12 protein-coding genes are annotated in these 16,772 nt (G+C 59.4%); 1 reads left to right on the top strand and 11 read right to left on the bottom strand.

What is annotated here, in order from left to right:
• Positions 1–3: 3 nt before the first annotated feature.
• From glmM to Z946_RS0116825, 9 genes are all read right to left on the bottom strand, one after another.
• On the bottom strand, positions 4–1,347 hold the full coding sequence (gene glmM, locus Z946_RS0116865) for a phosphoglucosamine mutase (RefSeq protein WP_025056898.1): 1,344 nt from the start codon (positions 1,345–1,347) through the stop codon (positions 4–6).
• Positions 1,344–2,375, bottom strand: a complete 1,032-nt coding sequence (gene folP / locus Z946_RS0116860; RefSeq protein ID WP_025056897.1) for a dihydropteroate synthase — start codon at positions 2,373–2,375, stop codon at positions 1,344–1,346. Before folP ends, glmM begins: the two co-directional genes overlap by 4 nt.
• 2 nt (positions 2,376–2,377) lie before the next feature.
• Positions 2,378–3,301 (bottom strand): dihydroneopterin aldolase, encoded by a 924-nt coding sequence (locus Z946_RS0116855; RefSeq protein WP_025056896.1) that lies wholly within the window; start codon positions 3,299–3,301, stop codon positions 2,378–2,380.
• 94 nt (positions 3,302–3,395) lie between these two features.
• A complete protein-coding gene (locus Z946_RS0116850; RefSeq protein WP_152540592.1) occupies positions 3,396–3,977 on the bottom strand; it encodes a cell wall hydrolase in 582 nt (193 codons plus the stop codon).
• Positions 3,978–4,164: 187 nt separating this feature from the next.
• Positions 4,165–6,735 carry a putative PEP-binding protein gene (locus Z946_RS0116845; protein ID WP_025056894.1) on the bottom strand — a complete coding sequence of 857 codons (2,571 nt, stop codon included), beginning with the start codon at positions 6,733–6,735 and terminating at the stop codon, positions 4,165–4,167.
• Between the two features lie 66 nt (positions 6,736–6,801).
• The gene (gene glyS / locus Z946_RS0116840; protein WP_025056893.1) at positions 6,802–9,078 is read right to left on the bottom strand and encodes a glycine--tRNA ligase subunit beta; all 2,277 of its coding nucleotides are present in this window, start codon (positions 9,076–9,078) and stop codon (positions 6,802–6,804) included.
• A 78-nt stretch (positions 9,079–9,156) separates the two neighbouring features.
• A complete protein-coding gene (locus tag Z946_RS0116835) occupies positions 9,157–9,987 on the bottom strand; it encodes a DUF1206 domain-containing protein (RefSeq protein ID WP_241461345.1) in 831 nt (276 codons plus the stop codon).
• 71 nt (positions 9,988–10,058) lie between these two features.
• Positions 10,059–10,583 (bottom strand): DUF6446 family protein, encoded by a 525-nt coding sequence (locus tag Z946_RS0116830; RefSeq protein ID WP_025056891.1) that lies wholly within the window; start codon positions 10,581–10,583, stop codon positions 10,059–10,061.
• Between the two features lie 79 nt (positions 10,584–10,662).
• Positions 10,663–11,601 carry a glycine--tRNA ligase subunit alpha gene (locus Z946_RS0116825; protein WP_025056890.1) on the bottom strand — a complete coding sequence of 313 codons (939 nt, stop codon included), beginning with the start codon at positions 11,599–11,601 and terminating at the stop codon, positions 10,663–10,665.
• Between the two features lie 156 nt (positions 11,602–11,757).
• Between Z946_RS0116825 and Z946_RS0116820 the strand changes: the two genes are divergently transcribed.
• Positions 11,758–13,542 carry a serine protease gene (locus Z946_RS0116820; RefSeq protein ID WP_025056889.1) on the top strand — a complete coding sequence of 595 codons (1,785 nt, stop codon included), beginning with the start codon at positions 11,758–11,760 and terminating at the stop codon, positions 13,540–13,542.
• 52 nt (positions 13,543–13,594) lie between these two features.
• On the opposite strand, the gene Z946_RS0116815 is transcribed toward Z946_RS0116820, so the two are convergent.
• Together Z946_RS0116815 and Z946_RS0116810 are read right to left on the bottom strand one after the other, a co-directional pair.
• On the bottom strand, positions 13,595–15,196 hold the full coding sequence (locus tag Z946_RS0116815; RefSeq protein ID WP_081780847.1) for a 5-guanidino-2-oxopentanoate decarboxylase: 1,602 nt from the start codon (positions 15,194–15,196) through the stop codon (positions 13,595–13,597).
• Positions 15,196–16,644 (bottom strand): TrkH family potassium uptake protein, encoded by a 1,449-nt coding sequence (locus tag Z946_RS0116810; RefSeq protein WP_025056887.1) that lies wholly within the window; start codon positions 16,642–16,644, stop codon positions 15,196–15,198. Before Z946_RS0116810 ends, Z946_RS0116815 begins: the two co-directional genes overlap by 1 nt.
• Positions 16,645–16,772: the final 128 nt, after the last annotated feature.

Here is a 16,772-nt window from a genome sequence, read left to right as displayed (position 1 = left end):
GTCTTAGGCCACCGCATCCTCGACCGCTGCCACGACAATATCGACCACTTTGTTCATGAGCGCGGCATCCTCATGCTCCGCCATGACGCGCACAAGAGGTTCGGTGCCTGACGTGCGGATCAACAGACGCCCGCCAACAGACAAATCGGATTCAGCCTGTGCAATCGCGGTGATAACAGATTTGTTTTGCAGCGGCGTTTGACCGGCCGCAAAACGCACATTCTTGAGCAACTGCGGCACCTTTTCGAATTGGTGCATCAGCGTAGACGCCGGTTTGTCAGACCGGACCATTTCGGCAAGGAACTGCAAGCCCGCCATCAGGCCGTCACCGGTCGTTGCATGGTCTGTCATCACGATATGACCGGATTGCTCTCCCCCAAGGTTAAAGCCCCCCTGACGCATACGCTCCACCACATAGCGGTCGCCTACGTTCGTCCGCTCCAGCCGCAACCCACGGTCTTGCAGGAAATGCTCTAGTCCCAGATTACTCATCACCGTGGCGACGAGAGCACCACCTTTCAGGCGCTCTTCTTCTGCCCAGCGCGCAGCCATCAGCGCCATGAACTGGTCCCCGTCGCCGACGTTGCCCTTTTCGTCGATAAGGATCACACGGTCCGCATCGCCATCCAGACAGATGCCGACATCCGCGCCGTGTGCCACGACCATTTCGGCTGCGGCGGCTGGATGTGTTGATCCGCAGCCTTCGTTGATGTTGAGTCCGTTCGGTGCCACCCCCATCGGAATAACATCCGCACCCAATTCCCAAAGTGTCATCGGGGCCACATGGTGCGCCGCACCGTTGGCACAGTCGATTACGACTTTCAGACCATCCAGACGCATCCGCCGCGGGAACGAGGACTTCACCCTTTCGATATAACGAAACCGACTGTCGTCGATCCGCTTGGCGCGCCCGATCTCGGAGGCAGGTGCAGGGTCTACGCCGCTGGCGACCAGTGCTTCAATCTCTGCCTCAACCTTATCCGACAGCTTGTAGCCATCCGGTCCGAAAAATTTGATCCCGTTGTCATGCGCGGGGTTGTGGCTGGCGGAAATCATCACGCCCAGATCAGCACGCATGGACCGCGTCAGCAGACCAACGGCAGGTGTCGGCACAGGGCCCAGCAACAGCACATTCATGCCTGTACTCGTCAGGCCCGCTGTCAGCGCGTTCTCAAACATATAACCAGACAGACGCGTGTCCTTGCCGATCACGACACGGTGCACCGAGCTGTGGTCCCGCCGGAAGTGCCGTCCGACAGCGGCCCCGATGCGCAGCGCCATTTCAGGTGTCATTGGATGGGTGTTTGCCGTGCCACGCACGCCGTCTGTACCAAATAGTTTTGTCATATCTGTCTTCCTGCCATGGCTGCACGCCATAGGGCAATTGCCTGTATTGTTTCGGGCACATCATGAACACGCAGAATCTGGATGCCATGGGAAAGTGCGGCCAATCCTACCCCTATACTCCCTGGTGCGCGGGCCTTTGCCTGCTCTTCCCCGCCGATCGTCCCGATGAACCGCTTGCGCGACGCGCCCAGCAGAACCGGCACACCAAGACTGTGGAAAAGGCTTAGGCGGGACAGCAATGTCAGGTTGTGCTGCAATGTTTTGCCAAAACCGATACCCGGGTCCGCGATGATGCGGCTGCGCGCAACGCCTGCGCGGGTCAGCGCATCAATCTGCGTTTCAAGGAAATCGTAAACGTCCAGCAGCACATCGTCATATTGCGGGTCCTGCTGCATGGTCGCCGGATCACCCATCGCGTGCATCACACATACCGGCACTTGCGCTTCTGCTGCCAGTGGCGCGAGGGCCGCATCATAGGTAAATCCGGAGACGTCATTGATAAGGCCAGCGCCTTTACTCTCTGCCGCATTGAGCGCCGCCCGAGCGACCTCCGCTTTGCGCGTGTCGACGGAAACCAGCGTGTCCACGCCTGCGTCTCGCAACCCTGCGATCACCGGGACGACGCGGTTGGTCTCTTCCGGCACGGGAACGGTCTGCGCACCGGGCCGCGTGCTTTCTCCGCCGATATCAAGAATATCGACACCAGCATCCCGCATGGCCACCCCGGCAGCAACCGCATCGCTGGCAGCGGCGTGCAGCCCGCCGTCGGAAAAGCTGTCCGGCGTGGCGTTGAGGATCCCCATGACACGCGGTCGATCCATCGAAAGCGCTCCAACATCAGCGCGCGGCGCGTGTATCGCGTCGAGGATGTCATCCGGCGCATTGGCAAGCGGAATAATCGAAGGGATACGCCCCCTGCCCAGAACTTCGATGTGGTTGAACCAGCACCACCCGCCCGCCAACCGCATCGCACCTGCGGGGCGCGCCGGACCGGTCTGAACTATCGGGCGGTAATAGGTATCTCTCATCTTCAAAGTGTCTCTTGCGTGACAGGCATCGACCTGAGCGCAACGGTGGCTTTCTGCGGCAGCTCTGCGCCGACCACGAGCATATCGCTCGCTTCGAACGTACCGGCGAACCACGCGGCCAATGCCACAGCGTCACGCGGTTGTGCAGAAGGCGTGTCCACCGAATCCAGCACAATCTTGGACGGTGCCCAAACGCAAGTCTGGCCGTTCTTCATCGCCCAGTCGAGCTCGGTTCGGGTTTGCACAACGACGCAGCGGTCGTCGCAGGCGGCAAGCACCCATGCGTTTTGTTCTATTGCCAGCAGGTCGATACGACGTTGCGCCATCTTGTGCGGGACTTGCGGCGCGGGCGCGTCCGCCGCGCCAACACAAAGGATCAATGGCTTGCCCTGCGCCTCAAGCTGGTCGAGCCAACCGGTCAGAAACGGTGCTGCGATGGCCTCATTGCTTAAATATACAAGTGCCGGGTGCGGTGTGTCTTCGGGCGCGACCTCAGCCACAACATCCCCGTCCCTCGCGCGAACGATCTCGACCCCTAACGCACCAGGCCCGCGATCCAGCTTTTCGATCCGCACAAAACACCGCATTGCCTGTGGTTCAAGCAGAATCCGTTCGGCCACACGCTCCGCCAGCGTCTCAAGCAGCGCCAAGCGCTCGACCGCCAGCTCTGTAGCGATGGCTTCGGTCACTCGGTCATAGCTGAGGATGCGGTCCACATCGTCATCGATGGGACCTGTCAGCGGCTGCACCTCGACCACCACATTAAAACAAATACGCTGTGTGACACCGCGCTCCGCCTGAAAGGCACCGATTTCGACCTCTACGGTGTGGTCGCGCAGCGAAATACGATCCAGCGGCTCCGCCCCTGCGGTTGCCGCCGCACGCTCTGATGGATGCGCGAAGGCAAGGCGGACTTCGTTGGTCATGGGCAGTCTCTTTACTGGGTCGGTTCCAGATACAGGTCTAGCAGATCACACCTGTCTGACCAGTCCGGTTCCGGCACCGCGCACGATTATTGCGTCAGTTAGATGCCGTGCGCCATGTATGGCGATAGAACAGATGCACACCGATTTTCGCCGTGCGGGTGTAAACCCGCGCCCAGCGTGGGCTGACAGCAGTCGTATGGTAGTGGGTCGCCCCTTCGGTCAGCTTTGGGACTTTGCCATCCAGCATCAGCCGGGCGATCTTACCCACACGAGCGAACGCACGCGGCTCCGAGATCACCTCCGCCTGACCATCGCAGGTGTAAGTAAACTGGCATTGGTATTTCTTGCCCGTCCCCTGATTGATGACCGCGCACAGCGAACCGGGGAAACGCGCGGATTGCACACGGTTCATGATTACTTCTGCAACAGCAAACTGGCCTTTGACCGTCTCGCCCCGCGCTTCAAAATAGAGCGCTTCGGCCAGACAGCGCCACTGCGCCGAACCGCTTGCTTTGGGTTGTGAATCAATCCAGCTGCGTGAAAATTCGACACCGGTCTTTGCTGCGGCTGGTTGCACGAGCAACTCTTCGACCCGTTTCTTGCCTGCGGCTTCAAGCCCGGACTGTTCTACCCGTGCCAGCTTCTGAGCGGTCTCGGAGGAGGCATGTGCGGTCATCGGGACCAGGGACAAAGAGCCCAAAATCAGGGCAAGCAAACGGGAGCGAAGCGGCAGCATAAAAGAACTCATGGGTCATTTCTGTTGCGCCAGCGCCTAGCCGCAAAGTTTCACGGGGTAAACCCTGCCACATCCGGCTTTGCCGAAACCCGCCTATTGCTGCCATAGGTTGCGCGATTAGAGCCGTTTAGTACCCGATCTTGTGTCTGATCGCCAATTGCGCGGCAGCCAATCGTGCGACCGGAACACGGAATGGAGAGCACGAAACATAGTCAAATCCCGCATCCCGACAGAAAGCAATCGATTCGGGGTTGCCGCCGTGCTCCCCGCAGAGCGAAATTGTGATGCCCGGTTGCGCGGCCCGCCCGCGTTCCGACCCCAGCTTCAAAAGCTCTCCGACACCTTCGGTATCAAGCATGTGAAACGGATCTTCGGAGAATACACCCTGCTGCACATAGTCCGACATAAAGCGTCCCGCGTCATCACGGGAGAGGCCGTAGGTCATCTGGGTCAGATCGTTCGTTCCGAAACTCAGGAACGCGCAATGCGGCGCGATCTCTCCCGCACGCAACGCGGCACGTGGCGTCTCGACCATGATCCCCAGGCGGTATTCAAAGCTGGCGTCCTGTTCGGTGCGCACCGCAGAGGCAACCGCATCAATCGCCGTTTTGACCAGTTCAACCTCGCGCCGTGCAGACACCAGCGGGATCATGATCTCCGGCACCACCGGCTCGCCACTGCGGCTGGCTTCTACGGTGGCTTCAAAAATCGCCCGCGCTTGCATCTCGTAGATTTCGGGAACCGTGACGCCCAAACGCACGCCGCGCAATCCGAGCATCGGGTTGTATTCCGACATCGCCTCAATCCGCCGCGTCACATCGGAAAGCGGCAGGTTCAGAGCTTCTGCAAGTTCGCGCTGCCCTGCCCGGTGCATGGGCAGGAATTCATGCAGCGGCGGATCGAACAGGCGGATACAAACCGGCTGGCCCTGCATAATACGGAAAAGCTCTTTGAAATCGTCGCGCTGCATCGGCAGCAGGCGTTCCAGAACCGCGCGGCGGTCCTCACCGGTCTCGGCAAAGATCATTTCGCGCATCACGGTCAGGCGACCCGCCTCAAAAAACATATGCTCGGTGCGGCACAATCCGATGCCATGTGCATTGAAGTTCCGCGCCGTCTGCGCATCGGCCGGCGTATCTGCATTTGCGCGCACCCCGATATCCGCCGCATCCTCGGCCCATGACATCAGCCGGTTGAAATTCTCGTCCAGTGCCGCCTCTTGCATCTGTGCCGCACCGGCAAGAATTTGACCGCTTGAGCCGTCCACGGTGATTTCATCACCCTCGTTGAACACACGCCCGTCCTTGGTGACCAGTTGCTTTTGCACAAGGTTGAATTTCATATTCGACACGCCGACCACGCAAGGCAGGCCCAGACCGCGCCCGATCACGGCTGCGTGGCTGGTGACGCCGCCACGCTCTGTCAAAACGGCTTTGGCGGCGTGCATACCGCGAATATCTTCTGGTGATGTCTCGCGGCGGATCAGCACGCAGGGTTCATTGCGTGCGGCATAGGCTTGGGCGTCATTGGCGGAGAATACGATCTTGCCGGTCGCCGCGCCCGGGCTGGCGGCGATCCCGCGCCCGATCACGTCCCGCCTTACGCGCGGATCAATCTGACGGTGGAGTAATTCGGTCAGGGTGCGCGGCTCAACCCGCATCAAAGCCTCTTCGCGTGGAATGATGCCTTCGTCGGCCAAGGCGACTGCAATGCGTACCGCTGCCCGCGAGGATCGCGCCACGCGCATGCCGTCCAGAATATGCAACTCTCCGCCTTCGATGACGAATTCCACCTGCATCTCGGCGCGCAACCGGGTGCGCATCAGGGCTGCATGCTCCAACAGCTTTGCATAGGCTTCTGGTGCCAGCTCCTCAAGCGATGGACCGCGCGGATCCCGCCCGAGATAAAGCGATGCACTGTCGCCCTGCATCGCATCGCGACCCTGAGACTGACTGAGGTAACGCCCCGTGACCTGACGCAGGCCAGTGTCACTGTCCACGAGTTGCAGGACACCTGACCCGCATTGCCCAACCCCCACGCCGAAGGCCATTTGCTGCACGACCAGCCCAAGACCCGCATCTGCAGGTGCCCCTTTTGCCTGCCGCAACAGCCGCGCCGACGTGCCATCCCAGGCCCGCGCCATGGAGCGCAACACACCGGCCAGCTGAACCGTGGGGTCCTGAGGAAACTCTTCTTCGGTTTCGGCCTCATAGGCCCGCAAGGATTCCTCCAGCGCGGCACGGCCCTGCCCGCTGACTTCATCGAACATATCGGGATCAAGTCGTGCCACGTTGATCGCGTAGCCGTGCACAAATCGGGTATAAAGCGCTGCCGCGGCATCCTCTCCAATGACGGTACATAATTCCTGAAACCGTTTGTTGTTGATCCCGATGTTCAGAACAGCCCCCGGCCCGCCCCAATCGGGGTCTTCGCTGGACGGTCGCACACACATCAAAGCGCCGGACGGCATCTGCGCAACAATGCCTGCCACATCGGGCATCTCGCCCTTGGCGATCTTCTGGACGGCAGAAAAGGAAATCGCGACCGTGCGCGGCACAGGCAGATCGAGCCGGACCAGACGTTGCAGGCATTTTGCCCGCCCGCCATGGGTTGCGTTGGCGATGGGCGCGGTCTGCGTCACCAGCGTGGTATTGGGATCATTCTGCACTGCGGCACCTTCTGCGTTCCGGTGCAGCATAGGGTCTATTCGATGCCTGACAAGAGCGCAGACAGCGACCGGCGGGCTGGTTTGCCCGCCGGTCGTTTACCCGTCGATGCGCGTCAAGTCAGCCACCGAGGTACAGATTGTGCGAATCCGGCTTAGCAGGTTCAAACGATTGCGCCGCACGGTGCCATTATCAGAGTTCACCTGAACCGCATCAAAGAACGCATCAATTGGTTCGCGTAATGCAGCCATGGCGGACATTGCCGTAGTGAAATCCTGTTCCTTCATCGCGGGGTTGATGATGGCCTCGGCCTCATCCAGTGCCTTGAACAAGGCACGCTCTTCATCGGTTTCGCTGAACTTCACATCCGCGCCATAGGAGTATTCGACGCCGTCGGCCTCTTCCGCTTGGGTGAGGATGTTGTTGGCGCGTTTGAAACCCTGGATGAGGTTTTCACCGTCGTCGGTGTTCAATGTCTCGCTGAGTGCGCGGGCGCGTTTGACGAGGAGGGTCAGGTCGTCGTTGCCTTCCATCGCGATGCAGGCGTCGATGATGTCGTGACGGACGCCTTGGTCGCGCAGGTAGACTTTGAGGCGGTCTTGGAGAAATGCAAACAGATCAGCCTTCTTCGCAGCAATCCGGCTGTCTATCGCTTCTATTTCCTCAAGCATCGGCTTTTTCTTTTTTTCCGCTTCATCGATTGCCTGAAAAGTCGTGCCCATTTCTTTGATTTTCTCCCATGAGAGGTTATCAATCTTCAATTCTGGAGCTGTTTCCATCATTGCCTTAGTAATCCGAATTTCTTCAAGGTATTCGAGTAGCTTTGGGTATGAGGGATCTTTCTCAGCGAAGATGCTCCCAAACAGCGAGGTGCTCAATTGCACAGACAGATCATTCTCAACCAATATCCGAATAACCCCCAGCGCCGCCCGCCGCAGCGCAAAGGGATCCTTCGACCCCGTCGGCTTTTCGTCAATTGCCCAGAAGCCGGTCAGCTTGTCGAATTTCTCGGCCAGCGACACCGCAATTGAGACAGGCGCAGTTGGTACATCGTCGGACGGCCCCAAAGGCGCATAATGCTCTTCTGCTGCGGCGGCCACAGCATCCGGCAGGCCCGCTGCCTGTGCATAGTAGCGGCCCATCAGGCCCTGCAATTCGGGGAATTCATAGACCATTTCAGATGACAGGTCGGCCTTGGCGACCCGCGCCGCCTGCTCTGCCTCATCGGCATTGGCCCCGACCATTGGAGCAAGCTCGCGTGCCAACACGGCCATGCGTTCAATCAGCTCGGCTTGTGTGCCGAGTTTGTTGTGGAAAGTGACATTCTCAAGCGCCTTTACCCAAGCGCCCATTCCGTCTTCGGATTTAGCAACGCGCAGATCGTTCTCCCAAAAGAACTTTGCATCTGCCAGACGTGCAGACAGCACCTTTTCGTTGCCTGCAAGGATCGTGGCTCCGTCATCCGACGTGGTGCGGTTTGCCACGGTGATGAAACGCTCGATCCGGCCCGTCTTGGTGTTGCGGACAGAAAAGAACTTCTGGTGCTCGCGCATCGAGGTTTGCAGCACTTCTGGCGGCAGGCCCAGAAAATCATCGGCAATCGGCCCCATCAGCACAACCGGCCATTCGACCAGCCCGGCAACCTCGGCCAGCAATCCAGCGTCTTCGACGACTTCCATTCCGCTGGCAAAGGCCATGTTTGTGGCATCGTGCCAAATCGTCTCCGACCGCGCTTCGGGGCGCAGCACAACGTGGGCGCGGGCAAGCTTGGCCTCGTAATCTTCAAAGCTGTTCACCTTGATCGCATCGGGTGCCAGAAAGCGGTGCCCATAGGTGGTATCGCCGGCCTTGATGCCATCCACATCCAGCGCGACCACCTCTGCGCCATCCTCGGCGCTCAGCAGACATAGGATGGATTGCAGCGGGCGCACCCATTTCAGGCTACCGGCACCCCAACGCATCGACTTGGGCCAGGGAAAGTTGCGGATGGTCTGTTCCAGCACCTCGGCGATGATGTCGGCTGCCGGACGACCCTCTTTGTGGATCATGGCAAACAGGATTTTGCCTTTGGGCGTGTCGCGTTCTTCAAGCTGCTCGCGCGTCACCCCTGCACCACGCAGAAAACCCTCAATCGCTTTCTCGGGCGCATCGGCCTTGGGGCCTTTACGCTCTTCTGTGATCGCGGGGCTGGCATCAAGCAGCCCTTCAACCGTCAGGGTCAGACGGCGCGGCGTACTAAAGGCCGCGGCAGATGCATAGGTCAGTCCGGCATCGACCAACCCGTTGGTTACCAGTTTTTGCAAATCGTCAGCCGCGCGGCGTTGCATGCGGGCGGGGATTTCTTCGGAAAACAATTCAATCAGCAGGTCTGGCACGGCGGTGTCCTTGGTAGGCGCGCAAATCGGCGCGGCGTTGCGAGGTGGGATAGCCGCCCTGCCCGCAAGCGTCCAGACCTAGCCTGCGGATTTCAGCCGTGCGGCCAATGTCTCTACGTCCGGACCGCTGATTTTGGGCACAACCCGGCAGGCGGCTTCGACAAAGTTATAAATAGCAAATGCAAGCAACCCAAGTGCCGCACCACCAAGCAGAAGACGACCAAAAATCATACCGCGCAGTTCCGTCAACGCTGCACCCAGACCGCCTGCATGGGCCGCATCCCCGTGGAATGCAGCAAAACCGTATGAGGCCGCGACCAGAACCAGCAAGGCCCCATAGATAATCAGACCTGCCTTAAGCACCGGATCGGTTCTTGTCGTCAGTTTGGAAGCAGCAAGATGGTCTTTGTAGGTGCCAAGCCAGCCTTTGCGCCCGTAATACAGCCCCGCCATTGCGAGCACTGCGGCGCCGATAGCGACAATCATCCGCCCCATTGGCAATTCCAGCACCGTCTGCGTCCAGCCTTGGGCCCCCTCACCCGAACCGCCAACGCCCAGCGCCAATCCGATGACCGAAACGCCGATGGCACCGTGGATCAATCCCGTTGTCACGCACAGCGTGCGGCTGACGAACGCGGAGAAGTCGGTGCCCTCATCCTCCACGTCACAAATACCCGCGACCGCGCGCCAGAAAAGATATGCAAATAGTCCCAGTCCGATTATCCATAGCGCTAGACGGCCCAGCGGTGCCCCCCGCAACTGAACAAGTGCGTCTTGCGTGCCCTCGGCCTGTCCTGTCCCGATTGCCGCCCAAAGCGCCAGCACACCGACTATCACATAGATCGCGCCGCGCGCGCCGTAGCCCGCCCGCATGATCCACTTCAGCGTTTTCTGTGATGTCGTTTCCAATGGTCGCTCCTCAACACGGCTCACCTAGAGTGAGCGCTTGAGAGCGACCATTGGTTCCCGTCTAGCGATTCTTATTCAGACGCGTCAGCAGGTCGTCCGGGGCATTCTTCCCCGACGATTGTGCCGTCATAAGCCTTGTCACCGCAATCATTCAGCTCGTGCCAGACATAGCCCCGCCCGTCATCTGTGATCGCCACGATCCGGTCAACGCCGAACTCGATGTTCTTGGCCCCCAGAAACGTGAGCGCGGTTCCCGCTTCAAGCTCTGCGCCAATTGCAGCCGCATCAAAGCAATCAAACCAATTGGGTGCATTGCGCGGATCGACATCGTCCACAAGCACATAGGATTCCGTGAGGAAGGCAAGGCTCTGGGTGGTTGTGAAACAAGCACGGTAGCGGATCGGAGAGCTTTCGGCATCGATCGCCTGGAAGTTGTCAAAGACGATCGTCTCGGGTTGCTCTGAGGTGAGCGAAACAAGCTGCACGTCCTCTTCGTAGACCGCTTCATAAAAGCCATAAACTTGCAGATAATACATACCTGCGCCCGCGATGATTGCCGATATCAAGATGACAACTCCTGCAATTCTGCCGTTCATGACCACATGCCCTTGATCAAAGCTGCATGGGCATGCGCCCTGCCACATCCCGAAAGGTGCGGTTTTGATGCACCCCGCATCACGCTGCGTCCTCGGTCCAGCCACCCGCGCCCGTCTGCACGAATGCATCCGCGCACATCTTGGCCAAGGCCCGCACACGCCCGATGTAAGCCTGCCGTTCCGTCACCGAGATCACGCCCCGTGCGTCCAGCAGGTTGAACATGTGGCTGGCCTTGATGCACTGGTCGTAGGCTGGATGCGCCATGATAATCCGCTTGCCGGTTTTCGGGTCTTCGGCCGGTTGCTCCAGAATATACTTGCAATGGGCCTCCGCCTCTTCGAACTGGCGCAACAATACATCCGTATTGGCGGTGTCGAAATTCCAGCGGGCGTATTCTTCTTCGGTTTGCTTGAAAACATCGCGGTATGTCAGCTCAATCGGGGAGCCGGGATCATTGAACGGCATGTCCATCACATGATCGACGCCCAGCACATACATCGCCAGACGCTCAAGACCGTAGGTCAGCTCGCCCGAGACCGGATGGCAGTCATGCCCGCCGACCTGCTGGAAATAGGTGAACTGGCTGACTTCCATACCGTCACACCAGACTTCCCAGCCCAAGCCCCAAGCACCCAACGTCGGGCTTTCCCAGTCGTCTTCGACAAAGCGGATATCGTGCAGGTCCATGTTGATGCCGATGGCCTCAAGCGAGCCGAGGTAGAGCTCTTGCAAATCGGGCGGGCTTGGTTTGATCAGCACCTGATATTGGTAGTAGTGCTGCAAGCGGTTCGGGTTCTCGCCATAGCGGCCATCGGTGGGACGGCGCGAGGGTTGAACATAGGCAGCGGCCCAAGGTTTGGTGCCAAGCGAGCGCAACGTCGTGGCAGGGTGAAAGGTGCCTGCCCCGACTTCCATATCGTACGGCTGCAGAATCGCGCACCCCTTAGAGGCCCAATAATTCTGCAATGCCAGAATGATAGATTGGAACGAACGTGGTTTTTCGGCGGTCTGCGACATCTCTTTGGCCTCTCTTTGGCGTTAGGGCTTACCTACGGGCCACACTGTTGCGCGTCAATTACATCAATGGCTCAAAATCGCCGCAGCGCCCATGGCGTTTCAGGCGGTTTGCTGCTTATCTGCGCTGAGCTTTAAATCACACGAGTATCTTCTAGCATGACGCGTATTCTGTTCGGCTTTCTGGCCATTTTGACCGGCCTTTTCTTCACTGTAGCTACCGCACAAGCACAGTCACCCGAAGACGTGGTCTGGGTCCAGATCGAAGCGCAGCCCAGCCTGTCCGAGGCGACTGCCCGCGCGAGAGAATATGCCGCCCAACTGGAAGACGTGAACGGCTTTTCACTTGGTGGCGGCTGGTACGGCATTGCAGTTGGTCCTTACCGCAGGGCGGATGCAGAGCAGGTGCTGCGCACCTATGTACGCTCGCGCATTGTGCCACGTGACAGCTTTATCCAGTTGTCGCAGGCGTTTCGACAGCAGTTCTGGCCTGTCGGGGCCAATGTTCTGAACCGCGGCGTTCTGGATGCCCCTTCAGGCGTTCAGACCACCACAGCAACCCCGCAAACGTCCCCACCTGAAACACCTAATGCAGAGCCCGAAGCGCCTGTCATTGAACCGTCTGACGAGACACTCGCCGAAGCGCGGCGCAGCGAGCGGACGTTGACAGCGCAAGAGCGCAAGGATTTGCAAATCGCGCTGCAATGGGCCGGTTTCTACAATGCAGCTATAGACGGCTCCTACGGACGTGGCACCCGCAGCTCGATGGCCGCATGGCAGGAAGCCAACAACTTTGAGACTACAGGCGTTCTGACGACACTCCAGCGGGCAACTTTGCTAAAGCAGTACAATTCTGTACTGGATGGTCTTGGCCTGAAAATGGTGCGCGATACTTCTGCGGGGATCGAAATGATGATGCCCACCGCCGAAGTAGCGTTCTCCCATTACGAAGCACCCTTTGCCCATTACGAGAGCAGCGGCGATATCGGCGCACGCGTGTTGCTGATTTCTCAGGCAGGTGATCAGGCGACGCTGCACGGGTTGTACGATATCATGCAAACGCTGGAAATCGTGCCCTTAAATGGCCCGCGCGAGCGCAAAAGCCGGTCTTTCGAACTGGTAGGCGAGAATGGCGCGATCATTAGCCAGACACGCGTGTCGCTTGAGAACGGTGAGGTCAAAGGCTTTACGCTCATCTGGCCCGCAGGTGACGAAGAGCGCCGCCGCCGTGTGCTGGCAGAGATGATTAAGTCCTTTGCCCGCATTGACGGTGTACTTGACCCTGCGGCGGGATCGGAGGCTGAACAGGCAATCGATCTCGTGTCCGGCCTTCAGGTGCGCCAGCCCAAGCTGTCACGCTCGGGCTTTTTCATCGACAGCAATGGCACCGTGGCGACCACATCGGAAGTTGTGGGCAGTTGCTCACGCCTGACCGTGGACGGCGACACCGAGGCGCAGGTTGTGGCACAGGACACTTCCACGGGTGTGGCCCTGCTGCGCCCGGACAGCCCCCTTGCCCCGCTGGCGGTTGCCGCTTTTAACCTTACGCCCCCGCGTCTGCAGTCTGAAGTGTCGGTGGCCGGCTACTCCTACGAAGGCGTGCTGAGTGCGGCGACCCTCACTTTTGGTGCGTTGGCCGATGTGCGCGGGCTGCAGGGAGAAGAAAACCTCAAACGTCTGTCCCTCAAGGCCCAGCAGGGTGACACCGGCGGTCCAGTGTTCAACGCCAGCGGCAACGTGATCGGCATGCTGATGCCCAAGTCGGATCAAGGCCCTCAATTGCCCGAAGATGTGAGCTTTGCGCTTGATGCGTCAGCCATTGCGCAAGTTGCGGATCAGGCGGGCGTATCGTTGACGGCTGCTGCGCAGACCGGAGCTGCTGCCCCCCGCGATCTGCGCATTGCAGCGCAGGGCATGACAGTTCTGGTCAGCTGCTGGGAGTGACGGACATCGGAAACTTCACAAGTTTCCGACCGTTTTCTTCCGAAGAAAACGACTACGCGGTGAGTGCCGGCGTCAGATAAATGAGCGTCGGACCCTCCGCGTCGAACGCCTGCCGAACCGCCGTCTGCATCTCTTCCAGCGTCTGCGGTGCCGCCGCGCGTGCACCAAAGGCCTCTGCGAGCTTCACGAAGTCAGGGTTGCGCGCCACCACTGCATTGGGCGCAATTTGTGCCCGCACCATGCTGTCCTCAATCTCGCCCAGCTTGCCATTGTCCCACAGGATGATTGGCAGGCTCAGCCCGAGTTCGACCGCCACGCCAAGTTCCTGCACAGTATAGTGAAACCCGTAATCCCCGATGATCGCCATCGTGGGTTTGCCGCGCCGCGCCACTGCCCCGCCAATGGCGGCAGGGGTCGCATAGCCCAGCGTGCCAAAGCCGTAAGGATGGTGCCAATGTGCGGGGCGGTCCATATCCCATACCTCTTTCGCCACATAGGCGAACTGTGTCATGTCGGAGTAGATCATGGTGTCGGCTGGCACTGCATCGCGCAGCGCATCGCAAATCGGCACGATACCGGGCCGCTCGGCATCTGTCTCGGCACGCCAACGGGCGCGGGTCTTGGTGATTTCCTGCGGTGTCCATCCGGTTGCGGGCTCATGTCCTTCAACGGCATCCAACACCGCCTCCATCGTCTCATAGGCCTCGCCCAACACAACGCTGTCCTGCGCGCGCTGTTGGCTAGCAAGCACGGCAGGATCAATATCGACCCGGATGATCGGTGCATCACCGCCCAGATTGTCACGCCACAGGTCCACTTCGGCCAGTTCACAGCCGACCACGAGTATCAGATCAGCGCTCGCGATTACCCGCTCGGATTCCGGTCGTGCCAGAACGGCACCGAAGGACAGAGGATGCTCTGGCGGCATGATGCCGCGTCCGGCGTAGCTGGTGAAGACGGCAGCCCCCACCTGTTCGGCCAGCTTTGGATAGAGCGATGCACCCGTAGTGGCACCGCCCCCAAGCACCATGACGGGCCGCTGCGCCGACATCAGCGCATCCGCGATACGGCGCACCGCCAAAGCATCGCGTCGCATCTCTCCGGCAAGTTCAGCGTTGGCCATTTCGGGCGCGGGCGCGGCCTCAGCCTCCAAAAGCTGGATCGGCACCTGCACATGCTTGGACCGGGCACGCCGCGTTTCAAACTCCATAAAAGCGCGGTCGATCAACGCATAGGCCGCCTGCGGGGTGCGCGCCTCTTCGGACCAGTCACATACTGTCTCGGCCGCGGCGCGCTGGTCCTTCATCTGGTGCAATTGCCCGCGCTTGGCCGCGACTTCATCCAAGCATGACGAGATTACCAGCATCGGCACGCTATCCGAATAGGCTTGCCCCATCGGCGTCATGATGTTGCACACCCCCGGTCCGGTGATCACATAAGCCACCCCTGGCTTGCCTGTCGCCCGCGCATAGCCGTCGGCCATAAACCCTGCGCCCTGCTCGTGGCGGGCCAGAACGTGCTGGATACCCGCCTCTTCGATGCCGCGGTACATTTCCTGATTGTGCACACCGGGAATGCCAAAGATGACATCTACCCCGCGATCTTTCAACATATGGGATATCTGTGCGCCAAGGGGGCGGATTTGTTCAGCCATCAGGCTCTCCAGAATTTGACGGTAAGAATGACATAGACGGCCAGCAACTCCAGCCGACCGACCAGCATGGCAATGGCCAGTATCCATTTCGCAGTGTCATTGAGACTGCTGAAGTTCCCCGCAGGCCCGATGATATCACCCAGCCCCGGACCGATGTTTGCCAAAGCGGCCCCTGCCCCTGAAACAGACGTGATGAAGTCCAGACCAGTCAGGCTGAGCGCCACAGCGACCAGACCAAGTGTCACGATAAAAAACATGAAAAACGACATGACGGAGGATAAAACATCAGGCCCAACCGGCCGCCCGTCATAGCGCGGGGTGAAAATACCGTGCGGCGAACGGATGCGCATCAACTGGGCGCGAATGGACGCGAACAACAGCTGGTAGCGGAAGACTTTGATCGAGCATGCGGTGGAGCCCGCGCAGCCGCCGATCAAACCGATGAAGAAGAATAAGGTAACCGCAAACGATCCCCATTTCATATAGTCGACCGAGGCATAGCCGGTACCGGATATAATGGACGTCACATTGAACAGCGCTTCGCGAAAGCTCTGCTCCCAGCTGTGCGGGAATATCTGCTGGAGCAGGATGACCGTAACAATGATGATGATCAGCAAGGTTAAAAGAAACCCGCGCACCTGCGGATCGCGGTGCAGCGCCATGGCATTCCCGTTGAGCAGTTGAACATACCGCACAAAGGGCAAAGCCGCGAGGATCATGAACAAGGATGCCACGTATTCGGCGTTACCCGTGAACGCGCCGAATGATGCGTCGTAGTTGGCAAATCCGCCTGTCGCGATGGTAGTCAGGGCATGAACGCTCGCGTCAAAAACGCTCATCCCGACGGCAAGATACCCCATGGCGCAAGCCAGCGTCAGCCAGAGGTAGATGACGGAAATCTGGGTGGCAATCTGACCCGCACGCGGCAGGATTTTTCCAAACGTATCAAAGCTTTCGGATTTGAAAATCTGCATTCCCCCGACCTTGAGTTCGGGCAGGAAAACCATGGCCACAACGATGATACCGACACCACCCAGCCATTGCAGAATACCGCGCCACAACAGCAGGCCTTTAGGCAGTGTATCCAACCCGTTAAGAACCGTCGATCCTGTGGTAGTCAGTCCTGACATCGCTTCGAAGAACGCATCCGTGAAATCTGAGCCGGTGGCACCCAGCATAAACGGCAACGCACCAAAAAGCGGCAGCATCATCCAGACGCCAGTGGTCAACAAGAAGGTCTGCTGGATCGACAACCCCTCGTCCACACCGTTCGCACAGGCAAGTGCGATCATTCCACCGGCGAGCGTGGTGATGAGCGCCGATTCCGCAAAGACCGTCCAGTGGCCCCGTCCCTCGGCCACATCCACCATCATGGGAAGGATCATGGCAAGGCCCAACACGGCCACCAACAGACCAACCACATATCCGACAGGGCGCAAATCCAACATGATCGCAGCGTTGGCGCGGTGGTTGGGCCGTGTCAAGCGATCACCTTGCGGCGCAAACAAAAACGGCCCGCCCCGATCTGCCTGAAAAGCTGCAGCGGGGACGAGCCGGTTCTCAAATCAAGCCTATT

This window comes from Sulfitobacter noctilucicola (assembly GCF_000622385.1).
Taxonomy (GTDB): domain Bacteria; phylum Pseudomonadota; class Alphaproteobacteria; order Rhodobacterales; family Rhodobacteraceae; genus Sulfitobacter; species Sulfitobacter noctilucicola.
This window is presented reverse-complemented; position numbering and strand designations above follow the sequence as displayed.

What these genes read in the sequence shown, in the direction of transcription:
- Z946_RS0116815 (WP_081780847.1), bottom strand. Translation starts at nt 15,196, where the DNA reads ATGGCTGAACAAATCCGCCCCCTTGGCGCACAGATATCCCATATGTTG.
- Z946_RS0116845 (WP_025056894.1), bottom strand. Translation starts at nt 6,735, where the DNA reads ATGCTGCACCGGAACGCAGAAGGTGCCGCAGTGCAGAATGATCCCAAT.
- Z946_RS0116830 (WP_025056891.1), bottom strand. Translation starts at nt 10,583, where the DNA reads ATGAACGGCAGAATTGCAGGAGTTGTCATCTTGATATCGGCAATCATC.
- Z946_RS0116825 (WP_025056890.1), bottom strand. Translation starts at nt 11,601, where the DNA reads ATGTCGCAGACCGCCGAAAAACCACGTTCGTTCCAATCTATCATTCTG.
- folP (WP_025056897.1), bottom strand. Translation starts at nt 2,375, where the DNA reads ATGAGAGATACCTATTACCGCCCGATAGTTCAGACCGGTCCGGCGCGC.
- glmM (WP_025056898.1), bottom strand. Translation starts at nt 1,347, where the DNA reads ATGACAAAACTATTTGGTACAGACGGCGTGCGTGGCACGGCAAACACC.
- Z946_RS0116820 (WP_025056889.1), top strand. Translation starts at nt 11,758, where the DNA reads ATGACGCGTATTCTGTTCGGCTTTCTGGCCATTTTGACCGGCCTTTTC.
- Z946_RS0116810 (WP_025056887.1), bottom strand. Translation starts at nt 16,644, where the DNA reads ATGTTGGATTTGCGCCCTGTCGGATATGTGGTTGGTCTGTTGGTGGCC.
- Z946_RS0116855 (WP_025056896.1), bottom strand. Translation starts at nt 3,301, where the DNA reads ATGACCAACGAAGTCCGCCTTGCCTTCGCGCATCCATCAGAGCGTGCG.
- Z946_RS0116850 (WP_152540592.1), bottom strand. Translation starts at nt 3,977, where the DNA reads ATGACCGCACATGCCTCCTCCGAGACCGCTCAGAAGCTGGCACGGGTA.